This window comes from Rhizobium sp. 768_B6_N1_8, assembly GCF_051811225.1.
Classification (GTDB): Bacteria; Pseudomonadota; Alphaproteobacteria; order Rhizobiales; family Rhizobiaceae; genus Rhizobium.
The window spans coordinates 2065137-2083333 of record NZ_JBPWPV010000002.1; the positions used below are offsets into that span (position 1 = coordinate 2065137).

14 protein-coding genes and 1 pseudogene are annotated in these 18197 nt (G+C 61.1%); 8 read left to right on the forward strand and 7 right to left on the reverse strand.

Annotated features, from left to right (window positions below):
• Positions 1-101: 101 nt before the first annotated feature.
• The 7 genes and pseudogenes from AB8B33_RS33900 (at position 102) to AB8B33_RS33930 (ending at position 8306) form a co-directional block, all read left to right on the forward strand.
• Positions 102-1043, forward strand: a complete 942-nt coding sequence (locus tag AB8B33_RS33900) for a D-ribose ABC transporter substrate-binding protein (protein WP_007820525.1) — start codon at positions 102-104, stop codon at positions 1041-1043.
• A gap of 76 nt (positions 1044-1119) precedes the next feature.
• A complete protein-coding gene (locus AB8B33_RS33905) occupies positions 1120-1764 on the forward strand; it encodes a DUF2291 family protein (protein ID WP_439018737.1) in 645 nt (214 codons plus the stop codon).
• On the forward strand, positions 1761-3311 hold the full coding sequence (locus tag AB8B33_RS33910) for a sugar ABC transporter ATP-binding protein (RefSeq protein WP_439018738.1): 1551 nt from the start codon (positions 1761-1763) through the stop codon (positions 3309-3311). The genes AB8B33_RS33905 and AB8B33_RS33910 overlap by 4 nt, the downstream gene beginning before the upstream one ends.
• On the forward strand, positions 3308-4372 hold the full coding sequence (locus tag AB8B33_RS33915; RefSeq protein ID WP_439018739.1) for an ABC transporter permease: 1065 nt from the start codon (positions 3308-3310) through the stop codon (positions 4370-4372). Before AB8B33_RS33910 ends, AB8B33_RS33915 begins: the two co-directional genes overlap by 4 nt.
• Before the next feature lies 1 nt (position 4373).
• Positions 4374-5408 (forward strand): Gfo/Idh/MocA family protein, encoded by a 1035-nt coding sequence (locus AB8B33_RS33920; protein WP_439018740.1) that lies wholly within the window; start codon positions 4374-4376, stop codon positions 5406-5408.
• Positions 5405-7252 carry a D-apionate lactonase gene (gene apnL, locus AB8B33_RS33925; protein ID WP_439018741.1) on the forward strand — a complete coding sequence of 616 codons (1848 nt, stop codon included), beginning with the start codon at positions 5405-5407 and terminating at the stop codon, positions 7250-7252. The genes AB8B33_RS33920 and apnL overlap by 4 nt, the downstream gene beginning before the upstream one ends.
• 155 nt (positions 7253-7407) lie before the next feature.
• A pseudogene (locus AB8B33_RS33930) lies at positions 7408-8306 on the forward strand (HEPN domain-containing protein).
• A 59-nt stretch (positions 8307-8365) separates the two neighbouring features.
• Here the strand turns inward: AB8B33_RS33930 and AB8B33_RS33935 are convergent.
• The 7 genes from AB8B33_RS33935 to AB8B33_RS33965 form a co-directional block, all read right to left on the reverse strand.
• A complete protein-coding gene (locus AB8B33_RS33935) occupies positions 8366-9493 on the reverse strand; it encodes a M24 family metallopeptidase (RefSeq protein WP_439018742.1) in 1128 nt (375 codons plus the stop codon).
• A 2-nt stretch (positions 9494-9495) separates the two neighbouring features.
• Entirely contained in the window at positions 9496-10716 is a 1221-nt protein-coding gene (locus AB8B33_RS33940) for a M20 family metallopeptidase (protein ID WP_310380399.1), read from the reverse strand.
• 22 nt (positions 10717-10738) lie between these two features.
• On the reverse strand, positions 10739-12388 hold the full coding sequence (locus AB8B33_RS33945) for a dipeptide ABC transporter ATP-binding protein (protein ID WP_439018743.1): 1650 nt from the start codon (positions 12386-12388) through the stop codon (positions 10739-10741).
• Between the two features lie 10 nt (positions 12389-12398).
• Positions 12399-13223 carry an ABC transporter permease gene (locus tag AB8B33_RS33950; RefSeq protein WP_439018744.1) on the reverse strand — a complete coding sequence of 275 codons (825 nt, stop codon included), beginning with the start codon at positions 13221-13223 and terminating at the stop codon, positions 12399-12401.
• A complete protein-coding gene (locus AB8B33_RS33955) occupies positions 13216-14163 on the reverse strand; it encodes an ABC transporter permease (RefSeq protein WP_439018745.1) in 948 nt (315 codons plus the stop codon). The genes AB8B33_RS33950 and AB8B33_RS33955 overlap by 8 nt, the downstream gene beginning before the upstream one ends.
• A 66-nt stretch (positions 14164-14229) precedes the next feature.
• Positions 14230-15777 (reverse strand): ABC transporter substrate-binding protein, encoded by a 1548-nt coding sequence (locus tag AB8B33_RS33960; RefSeq protein WP_439018746.1) that lies wholly within the window; start codon positions 15775-15777, stop codon positions 14230-14232.
• A 20-nt stretch (positions 15778-15797) separates the two neighbouring features.
• On the reverse strand, positions 15798-17063 hold the full coding sequence (locus AB8B33_RS33965) for a M20 family metallopeptidase (RefSeq protein ID WP_439018747.1): 1266 nt from the start codon (positions 17061-17063) through the stop codon (positions 15798-15800).
• Between the two features lie 164 nt (positions 17064-17227).
• On the opposite strand from AB8B33_RS33965, the gene AB8B33_RS33970 reads away from it, so the two are divergent.
• Entirely contained in the window at positions 17228-17992 is a 765-nt protein-coding gene (locus tag AB8B33_RS33970; protein ID WP_439018748.1) for a GntR family transcriptional regulator, read from the forward strand.
• Positions 17993-18197: the final 205 nt, after the last annotated feature.

Genomic DNA, 18197 nt, shown 5'->3' on the forward strand with positions numbered 1-18197 from the left:
CGGCCCGGGGGGACTTTGAAGACGGGCCGGTTTTCGATCTCGCATGGATTGAACCGAACCGGGGTTGGTTCGGCCATGCGTCAAACCTGGGAGGAGAAGCCATGAAACTTACACGTAGACTGACCCTTGCAGCCTTCGCCGGCGCCCTGTCGCTTGGTGTTGCGATGCCGGCCTTTTCGGCGGACCTGATCGCCATCATCACGCCGGCCCACGACAACCCCTTCTTCAAGGCGGAAGCGGTCGGCGCCGAAGCCAAGGCCAAGGAACTCGGCTATGAGGCGCTCGTCATGACGCATGACGACGACGCCAACAAGCAGTCGGAAATGATCGATACCGCCATCGGCCGCGGCGCCAAGGCGATCATCCTCGACAATGCCGGTGCCGATGCATCGGTTGCCGCCGTCAAGAAGGCTAAGGATGCCGGCATCCCCTCCTTCCTCATCGACCGCGAAATCAATGCGACCGGCGTTGCCGTCGCCCAAATCGTTTCCAACAACTATCAGGGCGCCCAGCTCGGCGCGCAGGAATTCGTCAAGCTGATGGGTGAGAAGGGCAATTATGTCGAGCTCGTCGGCAAGGAGTCGGACACCAATGCCGGCATCCGCTCGCAGGGCTATCATGACGTCATCGACGACTATCCTGATCTGAAATCTGTCGCCAAGCAGTCGGCCAACTGGAGCCAGACGGAAGCCTACGCCAAGATGGAAACCATCCTGCAGGCGAACCCCGATATCAAGGGCGTCATCTCCGGCAATGATACGATGGCCATGGGCGCAATCGCCGCTCTTCAGGCTGCCGGCCGCAAGGACGTGATCGTCGTCGGTTTCGACGGCTCCAACGATGTGCGCGACTCCATCAAATCAGGCGGCATCAAGGCAACCGTGCTGCAGCCGGCCTATGCACAGGCCCAGATGGCTGTCGAACAGGCTGATGCCTATATCAAGAACAAGACGGCACCGAAGGAAGAAAAGCAGCTCATGGACTGCGTCCTCATCAATGCCGACAATGCGGGCAAGCTCGAGACCTTTGCCATCGCAAAGTAAAGCGGACGACTGCTGCAGGGAGCGCGGGAGACCGCGCTCCCTGCAGCCTATTCTCTTTCATTTCGAGGTTTATCGCATGTTGAGGATCAGGGGCGCCCTGATCGCCGCGCTCGTCGCGGCGGCTTTGCCCGGCTGCAAGATCATCAAGACACCGACTGCGGAAGAAAAAGCCGCAGCGGCGGCCAAGAGCGCTTTCGATCCGAATGCCAAGGTCGATGCCATTTGGCAGCCGCAAGTCGTGCCCTATTATGCAAAGCGCGCCGGCGCGCTGAAGGATGTCGCAGCACTTGCCGCTTCGAGCCCCGACCAGGCCGGCGAGAAATACGGCAATCCGCACAAACAGGCGAGCTCGCCCTGGACCTATGCCGTCAAGTTCAGCGGCAAGGTCGTCGCCGCCGATACCGCCTCGCGGGCAGCAACGCTCGATGTCGATGCCGATGGGGACGGCAAAGCCGACGCAAAAGTCCAGATCGGGCCTGCCATCCGCGGCACGGCGCTGCGCGACACGCTGGATTTCGTCAATTTCAACGAGTTCAAGAACCAGATCGAATGGGCCCAGTTCGGCAAGTCCTTCAATGAGCAGGCCAATAGCGCCTTCCTGTCGGCGATCCCGCGCGACGGCCTGGTCGGCAAGACGGTGACCGTGACCGGCGCTTTTCCGCTGCCCTCGGGCAGCGATCTGCCGCTCGTGACCCCTTCGGCGCTGACGGTGGCACCATGACGATCGCCGAGGCTCCAAAGGACGAGATCATCCTGCGCCTCGACGACGTGTCGAAGGTCTATTCCGGCATCGTCGCCGTCAAGCGTGCCAATCTCGAATTGCGCCGCGGCGCCGTCAACGTGCTGGTCGGCGAAAACGGTGCCGGCAAGTCGACGCTGATGAAGATCATCGCCGGCGTCGAACGGCCGACGCTCGGGAACATCATTCTGGACGGTGAAACCGTTTCCTTCGCCAGCCCCGCCGATGCGCAGGCGCATGGCATCGGCATGATCTTCCAGGAGCTCAATCTTTTCGCCAATATGTCGGTTGCCGAAAACATCTTTGCGACGCGCGAACTGACCCGCGGCGTGCTCGGCATCGACCACAAGGAACAGGTCCGCAAGGCCAACGAATTCCTTGGGCGTCTCGATGCCGGCATCGATGCCGAGACCATGGTCGAGGACCTTCCGATCGGCCAGCAGCAGCTTGTCGAGATCGCCAAGGCAATGTCGCTGAAGGCCCGCATCCTCATCATGGACGAGCCGACGTCGGCGCTGTCGGCAGCCGAAGTCGAGATCCTCTTCAAGGTGATCGGCGAGTTGAAGGCGCAAGGGGTCGCGATCGTCTATATCTCGCATCGCCTCGAAGAGCTCATGCGGATCGGCGATTACATCACCGTGCTGCGCGACGGGCAGATTACCGGCCATGCCATGGTCAGGGATATCGACACCCGCTGGATCGTGCGTTCGATGATCGGCTCAGATGCCAAGGATTTTGCGAAATCCGACGATCATGCGCTCGGCAAGGAAATGTTCCGCGCCGAAAATATCAGCCTGCCGCGGCCGACCGGCGGGCTTGCAGTCGATAATGTCTCACTGTCGGTCAGGGCAGGCGAGATCCTCGGCATTTACGGGCTGATGGGCGCCGGGCGCAGCGAATTCTTCGAATGCGTCATCGGCCGCCATGCGCACTCGACCGGCAAGATCTTCATCGACGGCAAGGAGGTACGAGCGCGCGATACGACGCGGCGCATCCGCCGGGGCCTCGCGCTCATTCCCGAGGACCGGCAGCGCGAAGGGCTGGTGCAGGTGCTCTCCATCGCATCGAACCTGACGCTTGCAAGCCTCGGCCGCTTCACGCGCCTCTTCCATATCAATGCCAAGGCAGAGAAGAACGCCATCGTCGAGGCGATCCGCGATCTCTCGATCAAAGCGCCGAACCCGGACTTCGAGGTGACCTCGATGTCCGGCGGCAACCAGCAGAAGGTTGTCATCGGTAAGGCGCTGATGACCAATCCGAAGGTTCTGCTGATGGACGAGCCGAGCCGCGGCATCGATGTCGGCGCCAAGGCGGATGTTTTCCGCACCATGCGCCGGCTTGCCGCCAATGGCCTCGCCATCCTGTTTTCAACATCCGACCTCGAAGAGGTCATGGCGCTTTCCGATCGCATCGCGGTGCTCAGCAACGGCCATCTCATCGCCGTCTTCGACCGCGCGCAAGCAACGGAAGAGGCCATTATCGCGGCCTCCGCCAAGGGGCACGAACATCAAGGGAAACTTGCGTCATGACGGCGGCTACCGCATCCACTTCCGCGCCGAAGGGCGCGAACGGCTCCTTCCTCCTGACGCTGATGAAGCTTCGAACCTTCATCGCGCTCTTTGCCGTCATCATCTTCTTCTCGATCTTCGCGCCGAACTTCACCTCGACGGCGAACATGATCCTGATGTCGAAACATGTGGCGCTGAATGCCTTCCTGGCGATGGGCATGACCTTCGTCATCATCACCGGCGGCATCGATCTCTCGGTCGGCTCGATCGTCGGCCTGTGCGGCATGGTCGCCGGCGGGTTGATCCTCTACGGCATCGAACTGCCGATCGGCTATACGGTCTATTTCAATCTCGTCGAGATCGTGCTGATCACGCTGGCAATCGGTCTCTTCATCGGCCTGATCAACGGCCTGTTGATCACCAAGCTCAATGTCGCGCCCTTCATCGCCACGCTCGGCACGCTCTATGTCGCCCGCGGCCTGGCGCTGCTTTCATCCGACGGCCAGACCTTTCCGAACCTCGTCGGGCGGCCGGAATATGCGACGACCGGTTTCGATTTCTTCGGTGCGGGCCGCGTTCTTGGCCTGCCGGTATCGATCTGGACCCTGATCGTGCTGGCGTTGGTGGCCGCTTACGTCGCGCGCTCGACGCCGATCGGGCGCCACATCTTTGCCGTCGGCGGCAATGAGCGCGCCGCCCGCATGTCGGGCATCCGCGTGGATCTGGTCAAGATCTTCGTCTACATGTTCTCCGGGCTTTGCGCCGCGATCGTCGGTATCGTCATCTCCTCGGAGCTGATGGCCGCGCATCCGGCAACGGGCGAAAGCTTCGAACTCAACGCGATTGCCGCAGCCGTACTCGGCGGCACTTCGATGTCTGGCGGGCGCGGCACGATCGGGGGAACGATCATCGGTGCCTTCGTCATCGGCATTCTCTCCGACGGACTGGTGATGATGGGGGTTTCCTCCTTCTGGCAGATGGTCATCAAGGGTCTGGTGATCATCATCGCAGTCGTCGTCGACCAGGCGCAGCGTCGGCTGCAGCAGCGCGTGACCCTCATGCAGATGGCAAAGGCAGGTTGAAATGGCTGACGTGAAAGGTGCTTTGATCGGCTGCGGCTTCTTTGCGATCAATCAGATGCATGCATGGAAGGATGTTGACGGTGCCGCGATCGTGGCAATCTGCGACCGCGATCCTGAGCGGCTAAAGATCGTCGGCGACCAGTTCGGCATTAACAGGCGCTATACGGATGCGGCGGGCATGTTTGCCGATGGTGGCTTCGATTTCGTCGATATCGCCACCACGGTCCAGAGCCACCGGGCGCTGGTGGAAATGGCGGCCAGCCACACGATCCCGGCCATCTGCCAAAAACCCTTCGCCAAGACGCTTGCCGATGCCAAGGCGATGGTCGAAGCCTGCCGGAAGGCCGGCATTCCGCTGATGGTGCACGAGAATTTCCGCTGGCAGACACCCATCCAGGCCGTGCGCCGGCTCTTGGACAACAAGGCGATCGGCATACCCTTCTGGGGCCGCTTCTCCTTCCGCTCCGCCTATGACGTATTTTCCGGCCAGCCCTATCTCGCCGAAGGCGAACGCTTCATCATCGAGGATCTCGGCATCCACACACTGGATATTGCCCGCTTCATCCTCGGCGACGTGAAAGCGCTGACGGCGCGCACGAAACGCGTCAACCCAAAGATCACGGGCGAGGATGTCGCGACGATCCTGCTCGACCACGAAAGCGGCGCAACTTCCATCGTCGACGTCAGCTATGCGACGAAGCTTGGCACCGACCCCTTCCCGGAAACGCTGATCGAGCTCGACGGCACCGATGGCACGATCCGCCTTTCGGCCGGCTATCGGCTCGAAGTGACCAATGCGGCAGGTACCGTCGTTTCCGACGCTTCGCCGCAGCTGCTCTCCTGGGCCTCCCGGCCCTGGCACAATATTCAGGAAAGCGTCTATGCGATCCAGAAGCACTGGGTCGACAAGTTGAAAAATTGCGGCGAGCCGGCAACGTCGGGCGCCGACAATCTCAAGACCTTTGCCCTTGTCGAAGCGGCCTATGACAGTGCCGCATCGGGAAAGACGATCGACGTGGAGGCGATGCTGAAATGACCACGGACGCCTTCGCCCTCTACGGCACGCATGAGGCCGAAGAGCATCCAGTCCGCCTGACCGCCGGGCGCCTCTCAGCCGATCTCGCAAAGGGCAATCTGCGCACGATCCGCTATGACGGTATCGAGGTGCTGCGCGCCGTCTCCTATCTGGTGCGCGACCGCGACTGGGGAACCTATAGCCCCCGGATCGAAGATCTCTGGGTCGAGCAGGGCAACGGTGCCTTTTCCGTCCGCTATGTCGCCCATTGCAAGGGACCCGAGGATAGCAGGCTTGCCATTTCGGTGCATATTGCGGCAACGGAGCGTGAACTGATCTTCGAAGCCAGCGCGCTCTCGCCGACCGGTTTCGAGACCAATCGCTGCGGTTTCTGCATCCTGCACCCGATCGTCGGCCTTGCCGGAAGCCCGGCCAAGGTCGAGCATGTGGATGGTCGCGTAAACGAGACGCGCTTTCCCGACCGGATCGACCCCTGGCAGCCCTTCAAGGATATGCGGGCGATCACCCATCATGTGCTGCCGGGCGTTTCAGCCGAGTGCCGTATGGAAGGCGATACATTCGAGATGGAAGACCAGCGCAACTGGTCGGATGCCTCCTACAAGACCTATGTGCGCCCGCTGGCGCTTCCCTGGCCCTACCAGATCGCCGCCAACGAACCGGTGCGGCAGAGGATCGTCCTTTCCATCCGCGACACCAGGAGCGGACAAACGACCGCCGCCGGCTCCGCTGCTGGCGCGATCCGGCTCGAACCGGGTGAGCACAGCGGCACCATGCCGGCCATTGGCCTGATCGTCGCGCCTGATGAAGCCAAGGCCGTGCTTGCGGCCCGTGATCTGCTTTCGGGGATTGCCCCGCAGGAATTGCTTTTCCACTTCGATCCTAACGCCGGGCATGGCGCTGATGCATTGCAGGATTTTGCCGCGATTGCCGCGCTTCACCGCGGACGGTCGACGCTGGAGATCGCCCTGCCCTGCAAGCAGTCGCCAGCATCCGAAACTGCCGAAATTGCCAAGCAAATGCAGGCTGCGGGTTTCCGCCCCGATGCCATCATGATCTCCCCTTCCGTCGACCGGCAGTCGACGCCTCCGGGCAGCACGTGGCCCGCATGCCCGCCGCTTGAAGAGGTCTATGCCGCAGCGCACGACGCCTTTGCCGGCATTCGCATCGGCGGCGGCATGCTGAGCTACTTCACCGAGCTCAACCGCAAGCGCGTGCCGGCCGATCGCCTCGGTTTTATCAGCCACTGCACCAACCCGATCGTCCATGCCGCCGATGATCTGAGCGTCATGCAGACACTGGAAGCGCTGCCCTTCATCACGGGCTCGGTACGCGCCATCTATGGCGACAAGCCCTATCGGATCGGCCCCTCGACCATTCCCATGCGGCAGAACCCCTATGGCAGCCGCACGATGGATAATCCCGCCGGCGGACGCATTCCGATGGCCAACCGCGATCCCCGCCACAATGGTCGCTTCGCGGAAGCCTTTGCGCTCGGCTACGCCATCCGCGTGTTGGATGCCGATCTCGAATGCCTGACGCTCGCAGCGCTGACCGGCCCCTTCGGCCTGGTTGCCGGTAAGGCAGAGCCAACGGAAGAAGGCGGCCACCGGCCACTTTTTACCATCGTGAAGCTGCTGTCCAGCCTTGCCGGGTCAGCCTGGATTGGCTGCACGTCTTCGCATCCGTCGAAGGTTCTGGCCTTCCTGTCGGGGTCGACGCTGCATATCGTCAATCTGACGGCCCAAGAGCAAAGCATCGATATCAGTGCCTTCGGCTCGGACTCGCAAGGCAAGAGCATGGCACTTGCGCATTTTGGTACGGCGTCGATCAAACTCGCCGTTTAGGGCTTTCGGGCACATCGCGCAGACCGGTGGGCATCAGTGTCTGTGCCGAGGAGGATGCACCGTTTAAAAATCCAGGCCACGCACATTCTGTGGTTGGTTTTATGTTTCTATTCTCGTAAACCGTTTATATGCGAAATATCGGGCGAGCCGTTACGATGGATACGATTCCCACCGAAGGCTTTGATGTGGCTTTGACACTAACCGACACCCTTGATCATCTGCCGGCCAGCAAGCGGCGCGAACTTGCCCGCGTGCTGGAGATCATCTTCTTCGAGATCGAGCAGTTTCGGTCAACCAAGCAGTCTGCAAAGAAAGCCAATGGCAAGATCCTCAAGGTCATCCTCTACGGCTCTTACGCCCGCGGCGACTGAGTGGAAGACCGGCTGAGTGGCTATCGCTCGGATTACGATATTCTCATCGTCGTCAATTCAGAGAGCTTTGCGCAGGAACAGGAGCTTTGGCTTTCGCTTGATGAACGGTTCCTGCAGGAACAGATGCCCACCGGATCGAGACGCCGGTCATTCCGATCGTCCATAGCCTGCATGACGTCAACGACCAACTGTCGCGCGGCCGGCCGTTCTTTGTCGATATCGCCAGAGACGGCAAGGTCCTCTACGAAGAGGAAGGTCATCCCTTCGTCCGGCCGAAGGCCCTGACGAAGGAAGAGGCGAACGTTGAAACGCAGCGGTATTTCGATGAATGGAGCCAAAACGCGAGAGGTTTCCTGAAGGCAGAAGACGCATTGGGACAGGAGTACCCTAAGCAACGCGCTTTCTTGCTTCATCAGGCTACGGAAGCACTGTATCACTGCCTGCTGCTGGCCCTGACGCTCTACAGTCCGAAATCGCACCGCATCAAGGTTCTGCGCTCCAAAGCCGAGGACCTCGACAAGCGGATCGCACGGCGGCGCTTCGAGCTCCTGTCACGCGCCTACGTCGAGGCCCGGTACTCGCCGAACTATGAGATCACTATAGAGGACCTCGCATGGCTGGTCGAAAGGGTGAAGGTCCTGCAAAGACTGGTCGCGATCATCCGCCGGGAACGTCTTTCGTAGTCTGTTCGCCTTGAAGGGAAACGAAGCCGCCGCCCCTCACTACCGCCGGCCTGCTCTGATCAAGAACTCATAACCGGCAGAATTCTTCTCGGGCTTTGCGTGAGACGGATACCACCGTCCTTTCCAACGGCAACTGTTTCGCTAAAGCCGAGACCTTGCGCCGTCGCATAGAGATGGAACACCATGCCCTCCCTCAGCAACCAGTTGGATGTCGGCAGGAAGACGCGGGAGAAATCGCTCGTGCGCGGCGTGCGGGTGTAAAGGCCAAGCGTATAGGCCGTGACGTTTTGGTAGGTCGGGCGCAAGCCCGCACCGAGCGCGCCCTGGCGCATGATCGCGTCGACGTCGCTTGCGATCGCACCCGACTTCATCGCGGCGATCTGACGATCCTGCAAATCGACCAGCTTTTCGGCCGCGGCCGTAAGCTCTGCCGGCGGTGCGCCAACCATGATCGGCCGCATCATGCGCGCGCCATAATTTCCGACGCGGGGGGTCAGCTCGGCATGTAGGACATCGCCCTCTTCGATCGCCTCGGTCTTGAACACGCCATGCAGGAACTCATGGCTGCCGGAGGCCTTCACCACCGGGCCGACCTCGCCGGTATCCGCGCCGTCGCGCAGGAAGACGCCGGAGGCGATAGCTGCTGCGTCGCGCGTGGTTATGCCAGGCTTCACCTGCCGGGCGATCTCCAGCATGGCTTTGTCGGCAATCACCGATGCTTGCTGCAAGACCGCGATTTCTTCAGCCGACTTCACCCAGCGCAAGCTATCGCTCAGGCCCGGCATCGGCACGATAGTCGCCTCTGGCAGAAGCTGGGTGAGACGCATGAAAGTTGCCGCACTTATACAGTATGAATTGGTGTCGAGACCGATCCGCGCCTTGCCGAAGCCGTGCTGGCGGATGCTTTCCGCGACTGCCGTCTGCGCGTCTTCCGTGTCGGCGAAACCGATGACGTCGGTGATCCAGCTCTTTTCACGACATGGCGCCTCGTCCAGCGCCCGCAACGTAAACCAGGCGTCACCCTCGCGCGGCAAAAAGGCGGCACGGTACATAGTTTCGGAGACGGTGTAACCGGTCAGCCAAGCCAGCAGCTCGCCGCTATCGACGAGCAGCAGATCGACGTCGGCGGATGCCATGGCGTCCCGGGCGCGTGCGATACGGCGATCAAATTCCGCCCGGGAGAACATGGTCAGGCAACCTCGCAGATATCGAGGATGGTCAGCATGTAGACGCGGATCATGTCGAGATAGTCGACGATGTCGACACGTTCGTCGGGCATGGTGTTGTAACGGCCGCCGGGGCCACAGACGATGCCTTCCATGCCGAGCTCCTTGTAGAGATGGCCAGCATCGGTTCCGTAGAAGCGCGTCGGCGTGATGGCACCGGTCGGCTGCTTTTCGCTGCGCACGGCTTCATAGGCGGCGTTGATCGACTTGACGATGCGCGATTCCGGCGAGACCTCGAAGGGCGGCATCAACGGGCGGCCCTCTATCATCTCGGGAACCAGCTTGGCCTTGAGGCCGGGGAAGCGGCCTTCGAGCGCCTTCAGTTCGCGTTCGAGATCGGCCAGCACACCTTCCTGTGTCTGGCCAGGCGCGTAGCGGCACGAGCCCTTGAGGCGGACAAAATCCGCGACCTGCGGCGGGCGCCATTCCTCAAGGTTGCGTCCAAGAGCGCCATGGACGACACCGACATGACCGCGATTGATCGACCTGTGCACGTCGCTCCTGGCGCCGCTGAAGGTCATCGCATTGATACGCGGAATGATGTCGCAGGCAGCCGCGATCGCGTCAACGGACTCTTCGCGCTTGGAAAGGTGGCGGGTATCGCCGGTGAGCTCGATGACGTAGCTCAGCGCCGCGGCGTGCATGGTTACGGCAACCAGGTCGCTCGGCTCGCTGTTGATGAAGTAGTCAGCCTTCACGCCGCTGCGGATCGCCGCAAGCGTTCCGATGCCGCCCTGCAATTCGCCGACCACGAAAGTCAGGACAACATCGCCCTTCAGCTTGACGCCGGCCTCGAGTAGCGTTTTCACGGCGCAGAAATAGGCGGCGTCGCCCGCCTTCATGTTCGAGACGCCAATGCCGTAGATGAACTTATCGTCGACAAGACCGGCATAGGGATCGACCGTCCAACCTTCGGTAACCGGATTGGTGTCGAGATGGCCGTTGAACAGTAGGCTCTTTCCGCCGCCGGTGCCCTTCAGGCGGCCGATCGTGTTGAAGCGGCGGCCTTCGTCGAAGGCCTGGAGTTCGGCTTCGACGCCGATTTTTTCAAGCGCCGTGGCCATCCAGCGGGCGAGATCCTTCTCGCCCTCAGTTTCCGAATGGCTCTTGTGCTGGACCATTTTCGACAGGAAATCGAGGCAGGCCTTTTCGTCGATCCGGTCCAACAGGGACTTCGGGTCCATTGTCATGCTCCTTGATGCGGTATCATTGGTATTGAGCGGCAGCGCGCGGCACCGCCTCGATCAGGCGGCGGGTATAGTCCGCCCGATCAGGACTATCGATCTCTGTGGCCTTCACCACCTCAATCAGGTCGCCGCGATACATGACGGCGATCCGGTTGGCGATCTGGCGGATCAGGTTGAGGTCGTGGGTGATGAACAGGTAGGCGGTGCCGCTCGCCTTCTGCAGTTCCAGCAGCAGTTCCACGACAGAGGCCTGTACCGAGACGTCGAGCGCCGAGGTGATCTCGTCGCAGATCACCAGCTTCGGCTTGGACGCGAACGCTCGGGCGATCGCCACACGCTGCTTTTCGCCGCCCGAAAGCTGGTGTGGATAGCGGCTTGCATGCGTGCGCGGCAGGCGAACCTGTTCCAGCATGTCGCCGATCTGCTTGTCGAGATCGGAGGCATGGCCGAACAGTTTCAGCGGCCGAGACAGGATTTCCGAAATCTTCTGGCGCGGATTGAGCGAGGCATCTGGATGCTGGAAGATGATCTGCACATCCTTGCGATAGGCATTGTCCATATCGCCGAGGTTCCTGATCTCGCGCCCGTCGAACCAGATCTTGCCCTCGAAGCGGTTGAGGCCGGTCATCGCCTTGGCGAGCGTGGACTTGCCCGAGCCCGACTCGCCGACGATGCCGAGGATCTCGCCCGGATTGACGCTGAGGCTGATGGCGTTGTTGCCGGTAACGCGCTCGGTCTTTTTGCCGGTCAGGGCGGCGAGGAGCGGCTTGCGGCCGAAATGGACGCTGACATTTTCGACCTTCACCAGTGGCTTGTCTGTTGCAACGACATCATCCTTGACCAGCCGGTGGGCCGGATCGGGAACGGCCGCGATCAGTGCGCGGGTGTAATCCTGCTGCGGGTTGGTGAATATCTCGCGGACGTTGCCCTGCTCGATGATATCGCCGCGATTGATGACGGCAACGCGGCCTGCGGTGCGTGCCACCAGAGCAAGATCATGCGAGATATAGAGCGAGGCAACCCCGGTCTCGGCCTGCAGTTCGACGAACAGGTCGAGGATCTGGCGCGAGGTGATCACGTCGAGTGCCGTGGTCGGCTCGTCAAAGATGATGCATTCCGGGTTGCAGGCAAAAGCCGACGCAATGACGACGCGCTGTTTCTCGCCGCCCGACGCCTCATGAGGCATGCGGTTCATCATCCGCGCTGGGGTTTTGAGGCCCACGTGAGCAAGCCGTGCCTCGCCTTCCTTCCACGCCTGCTGCCGGGTCAGGCCACGATGGCGGACCAGTACTTCGGCAAGCTGGGTGCCGAGCGACAAAGTCGGGTTAAGCGACGTGCTCGGATCCTGGAACACCATGCTGATGCGCCGCCCGCGAAAAGTTTCCATCTCGCGCTCTGACTTCTCCAGAAGGTTCTCGCCATCAAGTAGGATCTTGCCGCCCGGCTCGCGGGCATTCTTCGGCAGATAACGCATGATCGACCAGGCAAGCGAAGTCTTGCCGGAGCCGGATTCGCCGACAAGGCCGAGGATCTCGCCACGGTTGATGGCGATACCGATGTTTTTCAGCGCGTGATACGGGCCGTTCGCGGTCTCGTAATCCAGCGAGTAGTTTTCGATGGTGAGAACCGGAGAAACGACCGAGCGGTTTTCTGTCTTGGTCTTGGTCATGGTCATCACCTCACGTCCGCGGATTGAGGGCATCGCGGAGACCGTCGCCCAGAAGGTTGAAGCCGACGGCAACGATGGCGATCGCCACGCTCGGCCAGATCAAGATGCCGGCGGAAAGATGCATATAGCGGCGCGCTTCCGACACCATCAGGCCCCATTCGGCAGCCGGCGGTTGGGCGCCGAGACCGAGAAAGCTCAGGGTCGCAAACAGCATCACCGCAAACGACATGCGAATGGTCATCTCGACGATGATCGGCGCAATCACGTTCGGCAGCATTTCGCGGCGGATGATATATCCGGAGCTCTCGCCACGGGCGATTGCTGCATTGACATAGTCCTGCTTGCGAACCGACAGCGCCACGCTTCTTGTGATCCGCGCCATGCCCGGAGCAAAGGCGATGGCGACGGCGACCAGCGCGTTGACCGTGCTGGAACCGAGAAGGTTCACGATCAGCAGAGCGAAGAGCAGGCTCGGGATCGACATCACGGCATCGATCGTGCGCATGATCAGCTCGTCGGCGCGGCCGCCGAGAAAGGCGGATGCGGTGCCGATCAGCGCGCCGATCAACGTGCCGGCAATGGTCGCCAGCACCGCCATCACGACGGTGGCGCGGGCGCCGATCAGCAGGCGGCTGCAGATATCGCGGCCATACTGGTCGGTACCCAGCCAGTAGGTCAGGCTTGGTCCTTTATAGCGAGCAAGCGGCGACAACTTTTCCGGGTCGTAGGGCGCGACCAGCGGGCCGAAGACGACGATCAACAGGACCAGCACCACGAGGCCGGAGCCGATGGCGCCCTGAGGCGTCTTCAGGAGACGTTTGATAAACTCAGTCATACTGGATCCTCTTGTCGAGCCAGGCATAGAGGATGTCGGCAATGAAATTGACGAGCGAATAGGTGGCAGCCATGATCAGCACGCCGGCTTGGATGGCAGGCAGGTCGCGCGCCTGGATGGCGACGATCAGCTGGCGGCCGATACCGGGAATGGCGAAGATCTCTTCCACGACGATGACGCCGCCAAGCAGATAACCGACGTCCAGCGCGACGATGGTGATGGTCGGCAGAAGCGCGTTGCGCAGCGCATGGCGGCGCAGCACCTGGCCGCGGGAAATGCCCTTCAGCCGCGCCGCACGGATGTAGTCGGTATGCAGCACGTCGATGAGTTCGGAGCGCACCATGCGCGAGACATGGGCGATCAGGATGATAGAAATGACGCAGACGGGCAAGACGAGATGGGCAATGCCATCGACGAAATTTTCCGTCAGCGGCACGTAACCGGTCGCCGGCAGCCACTTCATCCAGTCGGCAAAGACAAGCACGGCAATCGTAGCGGTGACGAATTCCGGCAGTGCGACACCGGCATAGGAGATCAGGCTGACGACCATATCGGCAATCTTGCCGCGGCGGATTGCAGCGATGATGCCGAGCGGAATGGCCAGCACCAGCATCAGGCCGATCGACAGGAAGGCAAGAAGCAGCGAGCGTCCGAGTGCCTCGAACATCACCGGGCCGACCGGCTGACCGGTGCGCAGCGATGTGCCGAGATCACCCTGCAGGACATGGCCAAGCCAGGTTGCGTATTGCTGCCAGATAGGCGCATCGAGCCCCATTGTCTGGCGCAGCGCGTCGAGAGCATCCTGCGTGGCGTTCTCACCCAGCATCATGACGGCGGCGTCGGCCGGCAGGATCTGGGTTATGGCAAAGACGATCAACGACACGACGAACAGCGTGTAGACGATCATCACCAGCCGCTTGGCTATGTAATTCGGTGACAAGGTCATGTTCCTTGGCAGAAAGAGGTATCGGACGCGGCTCTCGCCGCGCCCGAAGGGATCACGACATCAGCCGCGCTTCGGCGCCTTGTCGGAGAGCGAGGCGTAGTCGAGGCGGAACACCGAGGCGCGCGGATGCGCTTCGAAGCCTTCGACCCAGCTGCGCTTGGCGGCCAGAACGTCAAAGAAGGACGGGATGATCGAGGGAACGTCCTCGTTCATGATTTCCTGTGCCTTAGTGTAAAGCTCAGTGCGCTTTGCCTCGTCGGTCGTGCCACGGGCTTCCGCGACCAGCGCATCGAACGCCTTGTTGTTCCAGCGTGTCTCATTCCAGGCCGCATCAGAGGTGTAGAGCAGCTTGAAGATGCCATCCGGGGTCGGCTGCATGTTGTAGAAGCCGACGTAGAATGTGCCCTTCTTCCACACCTGCTCCAGATAGGTCGCATGCGGCATGGTCTGGACGTTGATGGTGATGCCGGCTTCCTTGGCCATTTCGCGGAGCGCTACCGCGAGCTGGGTGCGCACCGCCGGACGGTCGGAGGCAATCAGTGTCAGTTCCAGACCGTTCGCATGGCCGGCTTCGGCGAGAAGCTTCTTGGCTTCCTCGATATTCACCTCACGCTGCTTGACCTGTTTGAAGAACTGGTAGGACGGGTTGAGTGGCGTGTCGTTGCCGACCGTGCCGAAACCTTCGGTGACGAAACCGACCATGGCTTCGCGATCGACCGTCAGGGCGATCGCACGGCGAATGCGTGCGTCATTGAACGGAGCCGTGTCGCAGCCGAAGTTGATGTTGCAGAACTGGCCGGACGGCGTGCGCAGCGTGGTGATGCCGTCATTGCCATCGACGCGCATGAATTCCGGCGGCTGGATGGTCGAGATGATGTCGATATCGCCGGCAAGCAGCGCTGAGCTTTCAGCCGAAGTGTCCGGGAAAACATGCACTTCGACGCGGTCGAGATAGGGCCGCGCAGGGTCGTAGTACTTCTCGTTGCGCTCGACGACGATCAGGCGGTCCGGCTCGTAGGACACAAGCTTGAACGGACCAGTGCCGACAGCCTTGGTCGACAGGCTCTTCAAGTCGCCGGTGGCAAAATGGGCCGGGATGATACGAGCGTTGGTGTAGGCCATCGAGACCGGAAGGTCGGCATAGGCACCGGAAAGCTTGAACAGTACGGTCGCATCGTCGACGGCGACGATATCGGCGATCGGGCCGACATTGTTGCGGCCGGGCGAAGCCGTCGCCGGGTCGAGGATCGCTTTGAACGTGGCGACGACATCCTTTGCCGTGAAGGCGGAACCGTCATGGAAGGTGACGCCGGTGCGCAGCTTGAATGTCCACTCGGTTAAGCCCTCGTTCGGTGTCCAGCTTTCGGCCAGGTCCGGCTCCACCGACATGTCGACCTTGAGGCGCGTCAGGTTGCTGTAGAGCAGTTCGGTCACCAAATATTCCGGGTTGACGCGGGTGAGAAGCGGATGGATGACGCTTGCCGCCTGGTCGACGGAGATCTTCAGCGTGCCGCCCTTGGCCGGCGTTGCTTGAGCAAAGCTCAGCGACGGTGCGGCCAACACGGCTGCCGTGCCAGCCAGGAAGAAGCGGCGTTTCATTTCCAGCATATGTAGTTCCCCTTGACGTATCAGTTGCTGTTTTCAGGAATGCAGTCCGCGGCGAAGTCGGCCGCGAGATAGGCGAGAATGCTCTTCGCGAGGGCGATGATGTCCTGCCGTGTCGTGTGTTCTTCGGGGCTGTGGATGCAGCTTTCCGGCCGGCCGAGTCCGCCGAGCAGCACTTCCGGGCCGAAACCGGCCCTCTGCACGTAACCGAAATCCGAACAGCTTGCGGCGCCCCATTTTTGAAAGTCTTCGGGCTTGTAGCCGAAGCCCAGCGACAGCGCCTTTTGCCATCGTGGCCAGTGCGGACCATCGGGATCGTCAGTTGGGACCAGATGCCCGACAAGATCCACAGAAAGGCCAAGCCCTGTGTCGGCGATGCAACCTCGGACCAGAGTCTCGATTTCGGCGCGTGCCTCATCGTAGTTTTCTTCCGGCGCATAACGGCGGCTGACGAGGATCTTGATCTCGGCCGGCACCTGTCCGCCGGCGGTGCCGCCGTTGATGGCCGAAATGGTCAGTTGTGGTCGAAGCGGCCCGGATGCATGCGGCGGCGGCGTTAGCCTGGATGTCCGGCTTGCCACCTCCGGTTTCAGCTTCACCAGGGCGTGGAGGACCGGAAGGGCGCCCTCGATGGCATTGATGCCGGCGCCTGTGCGATTGCCCTCGCCTGCATGCACGGCATGCCCTGTTATCGTCACCTGCAGATTGAATATGCCGAAACAGCCGGCCCAGACACGCGGTGCCGCCGATCCGTTGAAATTGATGATATGGTCCTTCAGCATGCCCTGCTCCGCGAGGTAGCGGATACCGGGATAGAGCCCGCCCTCCTCGTCGGTGCACAAAAGCAGCATCGGATCATAGGCGAGCGGCACGCCGCATACCTTGGCGGCCCGCAGCGCCAGCAAGGTTGCGGCGATCGTGCCCTTCATGTCGGCAGCACCGAGCCCGAACAGATCATCGCCCTCGACCGTCAGCCTCAGGGGATCACGAGTCCAGCCGGGCGCAACCGGCACCGTGTCGACGTGATAATAAAGGCCGCAGACAGGCTTTCCCGTTTCGCGGGTGGCAACGAGGTTGGTCCGCTCGCCAGAAGCCAGACCACCGGCTACGTACCAGAGATCACGCGGCACAACGACCCGCTCGAACTCAAACCCCAGCGGCGCCAGAAGCTCGGCCATCAGATCGGCGAAAGCGTTATAGCCCAGCCCCGGCGGGAATGAGGTGTCAACTTTGATCATCCGCGCCAGATCATCGACAGCAGCCTCGACATCCAGCTCAATCGCTGCCATGGCAGACTCAAAGCCTTGTTGCGAAGATGCTGGCTGCTGGGTGTTCATGGCAGTGTCCTCGGTACCCGTCACGCCAGCCTCCTCAGCTTGCGCTTTAATATAAACTATATAGTAATACTGGGTAGATCGAGATCATGAGTCAACTCCAAAGAAGAGGCAAATAATTGCCGGAACTGCCCAATAATTCATCAGGAGCGAGCAAGCTGACAGAATTGTCCTTGCCGCTTTACGAAGTGGTCAAGCGACAGATCACCGAAGCGATCATGATCGGCAAACTGGAACCGGGCTCTGTTCTGCCCAGCGAAGTGGCATTGTCGCAAACTTACGGCGTGGCCGTTGGGACCATTCGCCGAGCGCTGATGGACCTCACCAATGACGGCCTTCTCAGCCGCCGTCGCAAGACCGGCACCGTCGTGACCGGCCGCAAGCCGCAGCACAGCCTGCGATTGTTTTTTCAGTATTTTCGACTGCACGGGCTGGATGGTTCGCTTAGCAAGTCGGTGACGAAGGTGACCTCGCTCGACAGGAGCTTTGCTTCCACCGCCGACGCGGGGAAACTTCAGATCGAGGAAGGATCGCCGATCGTCACCTTCCACCGGGTGCGCTACGTCGACGATCGACCGATCATGCACGAGACGCTGACACTTTCCTGCGAACGGGTTCCGGACTTCCCGGAGAGGGCAGAAGAAATCCCTGCGCTTTTCTACCTGCATCTACTGGAAAATTACGGAATCCGCATCTCGGCCATACGCGAACAGATCGGTGCCGATCTCGCGTCCGATTTCGATGCCCGGTGGTTAGACCTTGCCCTGCCGGCTGCCGTGCTAACGATCGACGAGGTCGCCTATGACCAACTCGCGGTCCCCATTCTCATATCCGCTCATCGCGCGACGACCGCGCACCACAGATATGTCAATGAGGTACAGTGAGCATTTGCTAATTGGCGACCCGTGTGGCCGCCTTGAGGGGAACAAGCCGGAGGCTTGCGCGCAAGTTTGATCCTGAAACCTAGCAAAATTCAGCTGTTCTTTTGTGGTGCGAGCGCCGATTTAAAGCGACTGTTGCGCCCCCAGGTTTCCGAGATGATGGCTGAGCCGTTCAAAGGGTACGACCAAGGCGTCGTTGTTTTTGCTT